The 10,091-nt window shown below is 72.2% G+C and carries 11 protein-coding genes and 2 pseudogenes; 9 read left to right on the top strand and 4 right to left on the bottom strand.

Annotation, left to right across the window (positions count from 1 at the left end):
- Positions 1–364: pseudogene (locus ACWC9T_RS39085) on the bottom strand (transposase); the annotation flags it as partial.
- Positions 365–427: 63 nt separating this feature from the next.
- Here ACWC9T_RS39085 and ACWC9T_RS39090 point away from each other — a divergent pair.
- A pseudogene (locus ACWC9T_RS39090) lies at positions 428–1,036 on the top strand (STAS domain-containing protein); the annotation flags it as partial.
- 27 nt (positions 1,037–1,063) lie between these two features.
- Here the strand turns inward: ACWC9T_RS39090 and ACWC9T_RS39095 are convergent.
- Positions 1,064–1,852, bottom strand: coding sequence for a PspA/IM30 family protein (locus ACWC9T_RS39095; protein WP_449825798.1), 789 nt, complete (start codon positions 1,850–1,852; stop codon positions 1,064–1,066).
- 670 nt (positions 1,853–2,522) lie between these two features.
- Here ACWC9T_RS39095 and ACWC9T_RS39100 point away from each other — a divergent pair.
- The 7 genes from ACWC9T_RS39100 (at position 2,523) to ACWC9T_RS39130 (ending at position 8,071) form a co-directional block, all read left to right on the top strand.
- Positions 2,523–3,647, top strand: a complete 1,125-nt coding sequence (locus tag ACWC9T_RS39100; protein WP_449825799.1) for a site-2 protease family protein — start codon at positions 2,523–2,525, stop codon at positions 3,645–3,647.
- Positions 3,648–4,149: 502 nt separating this feature from the next.
- A complete protein-coding gene (locus tag ACWC9T_RS39105; RefSeq protein ID WP_449825807.1) occupies positions 4,150–4,830 on the top strand; it encodes an alpha/beta hydrolase in 681 nt (226 codons plus the stop codon).
- Complete coding sequence (locus ACWC9T_RS39110; RefSeq protein ID WP_449825800.1) at positions 4,746–5,171, top strand: universal stress protein; 426 nt, start codon at positions 4,746–4,748, stop codon at positions 5,169–5,171. The genes ACWC9T_RS39105 and ACWC9T_RS39110 overlap by 85 nt, the downstream gene beginning before the upstream one ends.
- Positions 5,172–5,190: 19 nt before the next feature.
- Positions 5,191–6,306, top strand: a complete 1,116-nt coding sequence (locus ACWC9T_RS39115) for a baeRF2 domain-containing protein (RefSeq protein WP_449825801.1) — start codon at positions 5,191–5,193, stop codon at positions 6,304–6,306.
- A 211-nt stretch (positions 6,307–6,517) separates the two neighbouring features.
- Positions 6,518–6,772 (top strand): sigma 54 modulation/S30EA ribosomal C-terminal domain-containing protein, encoded by a 255-nt coding sequence (locus ACWC9T_RS39120; RefSeq protein ID WP_449825802.1) that lies wholly within the window; start codon positions 6,518–6,520, stop codon positions 6,770–6,772.
- Positions 6,714–6,950 carry a hypothetical protein gene (locus tag ACWC9T_RS39125; RefSeq protein ID WP_449825808.1) on the top strand — a complete coding sequence of 79 codons (237 nt, stop codon included), beginning with the start codon at positions 6,714–6,716 and terminating at the stop codon, positions 6,948–6,950. Before ACWC9T_RS39120 ends, ACWC9T_RS39125 begins: the two co-directional genes overlap by 59 nt.
- Before the next feature lie 20 nt (positions 6,951–6,970).
- The gene (locus ACWC9T_RS39130; RefSeq protein ID WP_449825803.1) at positions 6,971–8,071 is read left to right on the top strand and encodes a baeRF2 domain-containing protein; all 1,101 of its coding nucleotides are present in this window, start codon (positions 6,971–6,973) and stop codon (positions 8,069–8,071) included.
- Positions 8,072–8,718: 647 nt separating this feature from the next.
- Here ACWC9T_RS39130 and ACWC9T_RS39135 read toward each other — a convergent pair.
- The gene (locus tag ACWC9T_RS39135; RefSeq protein ID WP_449825804.1) at positions 8,719–9,372 is read right to left on the bottom strand and encodes a DUF998 domain-containing protein; all 654 of its coding nucleotides are present in this window, start codon (positions 9,370–9,372) and stop codon (positions 8,719–8,721) included.
- A 111-nt stretch (positions 9,373–9,483) separates the two neighbouring features.
- Positions 9,484–9,615 carry a hypothetical protein gene (locus ACWC9T_RS39140; RefSeq protein ID WP_449825805.1) on the bottom strand — a complete coding sequence of 44 codons (132 nt, stop codon included), beginning with the start codon at positions 9,613–9,615 and terminating at the stop codon, positions 9,484–9,486.
- Between the two features lie 282 nt (positions 9,616–9,897).
- Here ACWC9T_RS39140 and ACWC9T_RS39145 point away from each other — a divergent pair.
- Positions 9,898–10,091, top strand: a 194-nt coding sequence (locus ACWC9T_RS39145; RefSeq protein ID WP_449825806.1) for a DUF7144 family membrane protein, incomplete at its 3' end; no start/stop codon positions are given.

The following is a 10,091-nucleotide window of genomic DNA, read 5'->3' on the forward strand; positions in this document are numbered from 1 at the left end:
CCAGGACCTCGCACAGCCGCTGGACGCCGAACTCGGCGGCATGGGCGGAGATGAAGTCCCAGCGGCGGGCCCTCACTTCATCTCCCGTGCGAAATAGGCCGCTGCCCGGCGCAGGATCTCCGTCTCGACCTGCCACTCGCGCTCGGCCTTGCGCAGCCGGACGAGCTCCGCCCGCTCATCGGCGCTCAGTGCTTGCCCGGTCGACGACGGCTCGGCATCGGCGGCTCGTACCCAGTTCCGCAGGGTCGTGGTTGACCCCGATCTCCTTCGCGACGGCCGCGAACGTGCGCCTGCCCTCCGAGGCCCGGTACAGCGCGACGGCATCACGACGGAACTCGTCCGAGTACTTCGACGGACGTCCCACCTGGACTTCCCTTCCTGGATCGTCAAGATCCAAGTGTCAGGGCGTCCACGTCACGGGGCAAAGCTCGACCTGCCGGGTTTCCGGAGGCTGGCCGCCTTCCGCCTCCGGGAGCTGCTGCTGGCGATCGGCTGTCTGGTCGGCGTCCTCGTCCTGGACATCCTGTACGGGGTGCTGGTGGCAGTCGGGCTGTCGATGGCCGAGTTGCTGAGCCGGGTGGCGCGGCCACACGACGCGATCCAGGAGCTGGTCCCCGGCCTGGCCGGCATGCACGATGTCGACGACTACGCCCAGGCCCGCACCATCCCCGGGCTGGTGGTGTACCGCTATGACTCCCCGCTGTTCTTCGCCAACGCTGAGGACTTCCGCAGCCGGGCGCTGGCTGCGGTGGCCGACGAGACGGCCCCGGTGAGGTGGTTCGTGCTCAACGCCGAGTCCAACGTGGAGGTCGACATCACCGCACTGGACGCGGTGGAGGATCTGCGCCGTGAACTGACCGGGCGCGGCGTGGTCTTCGGCATGGCGCGGGTCAAACAGGACCTCCTCGACGACCTGGACGCGTACGGTCTGACGGAGTCCGTCGGCCCGGAGCGAATCTTCCCCACTCTGCCCACCGCGCTGGAGGCGTACCAAACCTGGCGCGCGACCCATGACGGCGGCGCGGACACCTTGTGAACGAGCGGCTCCGGGCCCCGGGCCGGCTCACACCGACGACTCGCCGCCGGACGCCGCACGCCTGCGGCCCGTGCTTCCCCCGTCTCCGCCCTCGCCCTCGGGGGCGGAGACGGCGGGGTGCCCCGCCCGCAGGCGTTCGAGCTCGACCTCCACCTCCTGGTCCGCGGTGATCCGCTCCAGCTCACCCCGGACCTCGTCGGGTCCGGCCGGGCTGGTGAGGTCCGCCAAGGCGCCGGAGGACATCAGCTCGTCCAGCGCCGCCGAACGAGCCCGAAGTTGCTCCATCCGGTCGTTCGCGCGCTGCACGGCGGCACCCACGTCGCCCAGGTCCCGGCCGACGCCGGACACCGCCTCGGCGACGCGCGTCTCGGCCTCCGCCCTGGTGTATTCGGCCTTGAGCGTCTCCTTGCGCAGACGGAAGGCCTCGACCTTCTCCTCCAGCCCGCGCAGTACGCCGGTGAGTCGCTTCTCCTCCGCTTCCAGCTGCGGCTCCTGCTCCGCCAGGTCGGCCAGTTGACCGCGCACGCGCTTCCGGTTGGTCAGCAGGTCGCGGGCCAGCTCCTCCCGTCCGACCGCGAGTGCCTGCTGGGCCTGCTCCTCCAACCGCCGCTCCGAGGTCCGCAGAGCGGCCTCCTGTAGCTCCAGGCGTTTGTGGCTGGTCGCCACGTCCGCGAGACCGCGCCGCACCTGCTGCAGCAGTTCCAGCTGCTGCAGGTGGGCGAAGTCCAGTACCTCCCTGGGATCCTCCACGCGGTCCAGCACCCGGTTCGCCTTGATCCGGAACAGCTCCGCGATACGGTCCCCGATCCCGGTCATGGCTTCTACTCCTCACCGGCCGAACAGGCACGATCGGCCGTCGCGATCGCGACACCTCCACCGTCCCTCTTCGGGCGGGCACTGACAACCTCGGTGCGCTCTGCCGGCCGCGGTCAGCGTGGAGGTCCGGCGGCTGGAGCGAACGCAGCGGCCCAACCGGGCGCGGCTGCTGCTCTGCGGCAGCGGCATGCCTGTGATGCATCGGCTCTTCGATCTCGCGACCATGTTCGTCGACCTCCAACTGGAGTTCCCACCAACGGACTTCCGTCAGAGGGCCCAGATGTGAGGCATCGCCGACCCGCCGCTCACGCTGCGGGTGCACGCGTTCATGGGCTCCGCTCCGGCGTTGCGCTACGACCCCGGGAACCAGGACACCCGTCTGCCGGACGACTTCGACGCCTGGGCGTGCCGGGCCGTCCTCAACTCCCGCCTGCTACGGCGCAGCCGGCTTCGGCTCCGGGCTCCACGCCGCGGAGCGCCGGGGCCGAGCGCATCCTCGTCGATCCCGATCGGCTCCACCACGGGGCCTGACCCACCGCTGCCCGCCCACGTCCCGGTCGGGGCCCGGACGGCCCTGGAACCGAGCCCGGACGGCCCTGGGCCGGGCCACGCGACGTGGGCACAGTGGAAGTCGAGCAGGACCGCAGACGGCTTCGGAAGGAGTGTGATGATGCGCGGGTCCGCACCGCTGGGAAGGATCTTCGGCGTACCGCTGCGGATCCACTGGAGCGCGCCCGTCCTGGTCCTCTTCCTCGGCGTTGGTCTGGCCGGACAGACCCTCCCGGCCTGGGTTCCCGGCCGCTCCGGCACCGTCTACGGCCTCGCCGGGCTGGTCGGGGCGCTGCTGCTCACCCTGAGCCTGCTCCTGCACGAGACGGCCCACGCCGTCGCCGCACGGCGGGCCGGCATCCGGGTGGACGACATGACGGTCTTCGCACTCGGCGGCATCACCCGCATGGGACGCCCGCCGAGCCCCCGCCGCCAGTTCTCCGTCGCCGGGATCGGACCGCTGACCAGCCTGGTCCTCGGCGGCCTCTTCGTAGCCGCAGGGCTCGGTACGGAACACGCGCTGCACTGGACGATGCCCGCGGCTGTGCTGCTCTGGGCCGGCTGGGCCAACCTGCTGCTCGGCGTGTTCAATCTGCTGCCCGCCGCACCCCTGGACGGCGGACGGCTTCTCCAGGCGGCGGTCTGGTGGCGCAGGGGTGACCGCGAACAGGCCGAGCGGGTCGCCGGACGGGTCGGCCAGGCGGGTGGCCTGCTGCTCGGCGCCGTCGGCTGGATCGAGTTCCTCCGCGGCGACGGGACCGGTTTCTGGCTGCTGCTCATCGGGCTCTTTATGTGGTCGTCCGCCCAGGCCGAGGTCCGCCGCGCCGCACTGGTGACCGCCCTGCGCGGCACCCGGGTCGCCCAGGCCATGACCTTCCCGGTCGCCACCGGTCCCGACTGGCTCACCGTGGACGGCTTCCTCGCCGAACCCGCAGTGCGCGCCCGGCACCCGGTGGTTGCCCTGGTCGATCCGGCCGGCCGCGCGAGCGGACTCCTCGACCCGCGCCGTCTCTCGGTGGTTCCACCCGCCCGCCGCGCCGAGCTGCGGGTCCGCGAGCTGGCCACCCCGCTCTCGGGGTGCCTGGTGGCGGCCCCCGGGGACGACCTGGTCGAGGTCCTGGACCGCGCGACGGCCCCGCCGCCCATCCTCGTCCTGCAGGACGGGCGACCGATCGGCATCGTCACAGGAGGGGACATCGACCGGATCGCCCGCACCCGGCTGCCAGCGAGCACGCGTGGAGCGTGAGCCCCGCCCCGGTCGTCCCTCGGCGGCGCGGCAGTGCCGGGCTGGAAGCGCTCGGCTGCGTCCTCGTCACGGACCGGGACCGACTGCGGGGCATCCTCACCGACCGCTAACTGACCGTCTGTGGGATCGCACACGCGCCCCCGCTCGGCCGGTGGCGGAACTCATGACCGCCCGATTGTGACTGGTCGAGATAGGGTTTGTTTGGTCGCGCCATCTGTCACCGCTGTGCTGGCTGGGGGGCGTACTCGTGTCGTCGCGCCTTCAGCGGGCATACAGCTCGGTGTACGTTCGGTTCCCAGCGCGCCCCTTCGGGCGATATGAGATGTCGCGTTCGGCTCGGGGGAACCGACCGGTCCTTGGCGCTCCGACTTCTTCGGGCGCGCGGGAGAGAGGGTGAGGTGTCGGTCTCATGATCGGCCCGACCGTCCCGCGGGCGCGGCGGATTGCTCGCCCTGACGCGATCCTGTGAGGGGAGGAGGTCGGTGCCGGACCGACCTATCTCCTGCTTCATGCCGGTGGCGAACGTCGTCAGGTGTGGGCGCCGGTCAGCGAGGTCCTCGTCGGTGCCGGGTTCCGCTGCGCGGCCTTCAACCAGCGAGGCCATGGTGACAGCGACGGCCGTGCTCGGGCGCTGTCTCCGTGCGCGGAAGACGTCGCCGCGATGCTGCGCACTGAGCCGCCGGGGTGCGTGGTCGTCGGCGCCTCACTGGGCGGGCTCGCCGCTATCGCCGCCCTCACCGATCCGGCGGCGCGGGCAAGGGTGGCAGGGCTGGTGCTGGTCGACGTCGTACCCTGCCTCGAGCCCTCCCGAGTCCGCCGCTTCTTGGGCGAACTCGGTCCCGTCCCGCTGTCCACCATCGGATCATCCGCCCGCATCCGCCGACGACAAGGTTCCCGGATCCAGGCTAGACCGCGCCGCTCTGGACGTTCATCCCGGCGTCGCGTCCCGAGAGCCGGCAGGGCCGGGTGGCCCCGTCCGGTGGAGGCGACCGGACCTTGGACCGGGGCGGGTGGGCTGGGCACGGTGGTGTTGTGGGAAAGGGAACGAGGTCCACCACGGCCGGTGGGGACCGGAGGGGGCGCCGCATCGTGGTGGGGGTGGACGGTTCGGCGGTCTCGCGGCTGGCGCTGCGGTGGGCCGTCGACCAGGCCCGGCTCACGGGCGCCGTGGTCGAGGTGGTGACGGCTTGGACATATCCGACGATCACCGCCTGGGCCAGGACGGCGGCCGATCCCCAGATCGACCGCTCCGCGCAGAAGGCGCTGGCCCGGACCGTCGAAGAGGTCGTGGGCCCCGAGCCGCCCGTGGAGATCCGGCAGAGCGCCGTCCGGGGTGATGCCGCCGAGGTGCTGCTGGAGCATGCCCGCGGCGCCGACCTCCTGGTGGTGGGCAGCCGCGGATACGGCGGCTTCGAGAGGGCACTGCTGGGGTCGGTGAGCCGGCACTGCGTGGAGCACGCCCCCTGCCCCGTCGTCGTGGTCCCCGCAGTCGAGGGCGGACCGTTTCGAGGAGGACTCGCATGACTATTCGAGGAGGACTCGCATGACTACTGGAACAGAGACCGACACCCACGCCCTGCGAGCGCTGCTTGCCGTACCCGGCCCGTTCCTGTCGGTCTACTTCGACCTCGATCCGCGTCCGGAGATGGGCCTGGACGCCGAGGAACGCTGGCAGGAGCTCTGCCGCAACCTCGCCGATCAGGGGGCAGGCGCCCACGAGCTGGATGCCCTGACCCGGCGCTTCCTCTCCTCCCAGCCCGGCTCCGGCGTGCTCGCGGCCTTCGCGGCGGGCGGAGAGGTGGTGCACTCGGCCGTCCTGCCGGGCTGCGAGCAAGGGGACCTGGTCCTGCGGGCGCCCCTGCCGCACCTGCTGCCGCTGCTGGCCTGGCGCCAGGATCACCCCGCGCACGTGGTCGCCGTTGTCGACCGTACCGGAGCGGACCTGCGGCTCTACCCCGACGGTGCCACGGAGGGCGCCCGCCGGACCGTTATCGGCGCGGACGACGAGATCGAGCGAAACCAGCCCGGCGGCTGGTCCCAGATGCGCTACCAGCACCGGGCGGAGGACTCCTGGGAGCACAACGCCGTCCAGGTCGCCGAAGCACTCGTCACGGCGCTGGCCGAGGTGGACGCCCACGTGCTGATGCTGGCCGGCGACGTCCGCGCCCGCCAGTACCTCACCAAGCACCTGCCCACCTGGGTCCGCCGCGACGTGTCCATCCGGCCGGTCAGCGGCAGCCGCAGCCCGGACGGTGCCTGGCCGCAGCGCATGGCCCAGATCGAGGCGGAGACCTGCCGCGCCGGACGCGAGGCAACCGCAGCCCTGCTGCACCGACTCGACGACGAGCGCTCACCGCGCGGCCACACCGTCGAGGGCACGTACGCGACCATGCGCGCGATCGCCGACGGCTCACTGCGCACCCTGCTGATCACCGACGGGCTCGCCGGACGCCGCACCGCCTGGTTCGGCCCCGGCCCCACCGACATCGCCGACCAGCCCGCCTCCCTGGCCCCGGGCCGCACACCGATGGTGCGGGCGGACCTCGCGGACACCGCGGTCCGGTCCGCGCTGCTCTCCGGCGCCGACGTACGGGTCCTTCGACCCGGAACGCCCGGCGCACCGGCGCAGGGGATCGGCGGCCTGACCCGCCACACCTGACGGTCGCTCGGCCGCAGCCGTGAGGCCGAAGCAGCGAACGAAGGAGATCCGATGACAACCGAACCAGTGGCCGGCCAGAGACTACGGCTTCCACCTGTTCACCGAGATCAACACCAGCCAGGACAGCGTCCTCTACCGCACCGCGCCCACCGGCTACCGGCTCGCTCAGGTCCACCCCCACCCCGACCAACTCGGTCCCGTCGCCGGGCCGTTGACTGTCAGCCCCACCCCCGCACCCCGGATAGATCCCACGGTCGCACGACGGCGCATCGACGCCTTCGACCAGCCGTTCGTCTTCTACGCCGATGAGTCAACCGGACGGGGCAAGGTCCTCTACCACCGCTATGACGGTCACTACGGCTTGATCACCCCCCGCCGCGTAATTCCTATCCCACAGGAGCCCGATCATGGCCCAGCACCCCTCACCGAAGTCCCCGACCACCGGCCTCCACCCTCCCGGCCGTGACCTCGAGAGCGCCGTCGAACGCGTGGAGATGTTGGAGGCCCAGGTCCGGTCCCTCGGCCAGGCCATCCGCGCCCTCGTCCAGGGCATGGAGGAGATCCCCGACCAGGAGCCCGACCCCGAACGTCCGGCCCGCGCCGCCCGCCTCGCCCACGAACTCCTGCTTGCTCAGGGTCTCTAGGCACGTCCAGGGAGCCGATCATGCAACTGACCTTCCTCGGCCCGCTGTACGCGCGCCAGGGCCCCTACGCCTGTGCGTATGTCGACACCTCGCGCGACCTCGACGACCCCGACCGCGCGATCGAGCTGCGCCGCCGCCACCTGGAGGCCCAACTGGCCGCCCAGGGCGCCGACACGGCCACCACGGGGGCGGTCGCCCAGGTCGTCGGCACCGACCGCGACCTTCCCGGCCGGCACGGCCAGGCGATCTTCGCCGCCCATGGGCGCCTCGCCCTCGCCGAGGAACTGCCCGAGCCACCGCCCAGCGACACGGCCCGGCTCACCATGGTCCCCGACGCGATGCCGCTCGCCCTCCAACATGCCCCGGACATCCCGTACGTGGCCGCAACCGTCCACCGGGTCGCCCAGCCGCCGGGTGCCCGCGCGGCTGAATCCGAGGTCGAGGCCATCGTCGAGGCCGGGCGCTGGCCCACCGCCCGCGTGGCGCCCGAACACCGCACCCGACGACAGGTCCCAGCCGACGAGTGGCGGCAGACCGCCGTGGAGGTCGCCAGCCGAATCGCCGACCTGGCTGACCGCGGCGAGGCCGAGGCGATCGTGCTGTCCGGCGACCACCGGGCCCGCAACACCATCGCCCGCGAACTGCCCAAGCGCCTGCGCCCGCGACTCGTCGGAATCGACAGCAGCGGCCCGGACGTCGAACCCGAGCGCGCGCTGTTGGAAGAGGAACTCGACTACCTCTTCCGCGGCCAGCTGTCCGCCCGTGACCACGCCTGCGTGGAACGGTTCCTGGCCCGCCGTGCCCGCGGCAGCGGCGCGGCCGAGGGGCTTGCGGACACGGTCGCCGCTCTGCGCCGGGGCCAGGCCGAAGCCGTCCTGATCAATGACCCGTTCGACCTGCACCAGCGGCTGTGGGTCGGCATGGCGCCGAAGCAGATCGGCCTGACACGGGAGGAGTTGACAGACATCGGAATCGAGTCCAGCTGGGAGGAACCGGCTGACGCCGCACTGATCCGCGCGGTCGTCGGCACCGGCGCGGAACTCGTCGTCGTCCCCCACGACGAACTCCCCCTCCCCGGCGCGCTGGGGGCCCTTCTGCGGTACCCCGACGCCGCCGGGTGAACTCGACGCAAGGGTCGGACGAGCGCGACCTACCCTAGGCGCGAACGGCCCGATGCCGATCCCGCGGGCACCGGGGGACCGGCACCGGGCCGTCCTACCTTCCCCATGATGGAACCTGCAAGGTGGGCTCCCTACGCCGGAATTGCCCGGATCAGGTGGTGGAGGTCGCCGTCGGGGGCTCGTCGACACCCTTCCGGCCTCTCAGCCCGACCGTCGAGATCGGCCCCGAACAGCGCAGTTTGACCATCCGAAGCCGCTCCGGCCGAGCTCCCTCGCTCGCCCTGCAGGCCACTTCCCACGCTACTCGCGCCCCGTCGCGGTACCAGGGTCGAACGGCCCTCCGTACCGGCTGCCCGGCCCCGCGCGGGAGCGGTCGGCGCGCTTGCGGCCAGGGTCCCGCCAGAGCCGGGGACTGTCCAGCAAGGTGCTCCGAGGCCCGTTCCGCATGGCCCGTCCGCAGGTACATCCTGGCTGCAGGCCCCGCACAAGCCATCCGAGCTGGCCGAGGCCGCGCGCCGCACCTTCGACCCGGACGGCGTGGCCGTTCGAGCCCAGGCCCGGCGGCGAATGCGCCTTCGTGGACGACCGCAGGGCGTAGCCCGGGCCGGACGAATCCCTCGGCATCACCACGATGTTCGAGGGCGGGCTCACGACGGCCGACCGGCTCGCCGGCGCAGGAGGTGGACGCTAAGGGCTGCGCAGAACAGGGAGACGAGCAGGACCTGGGCGCGCTCGGGAACGCCGACCGCCCGCGAGTCGGCCAGCACCATCGCGATCTCCCCGAGCCCCAGGGTCCCCGCCCCGAGCCCGGCCGCCAGGGTGAACAGGCCGAGCCGGTGGTGGCCCGGCAGGCGGAGCAGTACGGTACCGAAGAGCACGGCGGCGATCACCGCGGCCGTGAACTCCAGCAGGCTGGCCAGCGTGTGCGTCTGGGTGAGCTGTGCCGTGAGGGTGCTCCGGTCCTGGGCGCGGCAGACCGGGTCGGCTGACGGCGCGCAGGGCATCGGCCACAGGCCGTCGGCGGCCGAGCTCAGCCCGGTGATCGCGAGGGCGATCGCGGCGGCCACCGCGCGCCGGCTCCCGCGGGCGCACGAGGCCGCGAGGCCCGCTGCGAGGACGACCAGGCCCACCCCGCCGATCGTGTCGCCCACGCGGAACACCATGGCCTCGGGCTGGCCCGCCACGGACAGCTCGCTGACGTACGACCGGATCACGCTCAGCCGCGACCCCACCACCCACTGCAGCGGGAACGAACTGTAGGCGAGGGACGCGAGCAGCCCCACCGCCGCGGCCACGGTCACCCAGCGAGAGTCCCGGGCACACGGGGCTCTCGGCCGCAGCAACGCCTCGCCCATGATCGTGGCTCCCGTCCGGCACGCAGGCCCGACATCACCACCCTAGGACGTTGGCGGTCAGAGGTCGCTGTCCGAGTAGGAGAGGTTGAAGCTCATGTTGGTGAGCGGGAAGTCCGGGACGATCGTGTCGGGCAGGGCGGGCCAGTTGAAGAGCGGTGTGGTCGGGCAGACTACGCAGGACAGTGCCACCGGGGACGGCCTTCCCTGCCTGGGTATTGGCCGTGAGCGGCCGGATCCTCCGTTCCTCCTTCGGCGCTCCGCAGGCGCGGGCAGCCGGCTGAGCAGGGTACGTCGCGCCCCCCGCGTGGTGCGGTCCTAGGCTGGTCCGTAGGAGCCGCTCGGCGGAGTTCCCGTCGCCCCTCAACCGGGGGACGGGCGGGACCGCACTGGAGGTGTCTCATGGTGTCTCCTGCTTCCTCGGCGACCGGTGCGAGTGGGACGCGCGGAATGCGCCATTGCTGCCCGAGTGGCATGGTGACCTTCGCCGGTGTGCTGGTGTTCATCCTGGCGCTCTTCAACGGCCTGAACGGCGTCGCCGCGATCAACCGGTCGCACGTCTTCGTCGCCGGGGCCCACATCGTCGTGGGTGATCTGCGGGCCTGGGGCTGGACTCTGCTGGTGCTCGGGATCCTGTTGGCCCTGATCGCGGCCGGCATCCTGGCCGG

It is taken from the genome of Kitasatospora sp. NPDC001159, from assembly GCF_053598235.1.

Bases quoted from the DNA above. Each gene is read 5' to 3' on its own strand.
- ACWC9T_RS39095 (WP_449825798.1), bottom strand. From the start codon at position 1,852: ATGACCGGGATCGGGGACCGTATCGCGGAGCTGTTCCGGATCAAGGCG.
- ACWC9T_RS39100 (WP_449825799.1), top strand. From the start codon at position 2,523: ATGCGCGGGTCCGCACCGCTGGGAAGGATCTTCGGCGTACCGCTGCGG.
- ACWC9T_RS39115 (WP_449825801.1), top strand. From the start codon at position 5,191: ATGACTACTGGAACAGAGACCGACACCCACGCCCTGCGAGCGCTGCTT.
- ACWC9T_RS39125 (WP_449825808.1), top strand. From the start codon at position 6,714: ATGGCCCAGCACCCCTCACCGAAGTCCCCGACCACCGGCCTCCACCCT.
- ACWC9T_RS39130 (WP_449825803.1), top strand. From the start codon at position 6,971: ATGCAACTGACCTTCCTCGGCCCGCTGTACGCGCGCCAGGGCCCCTAC.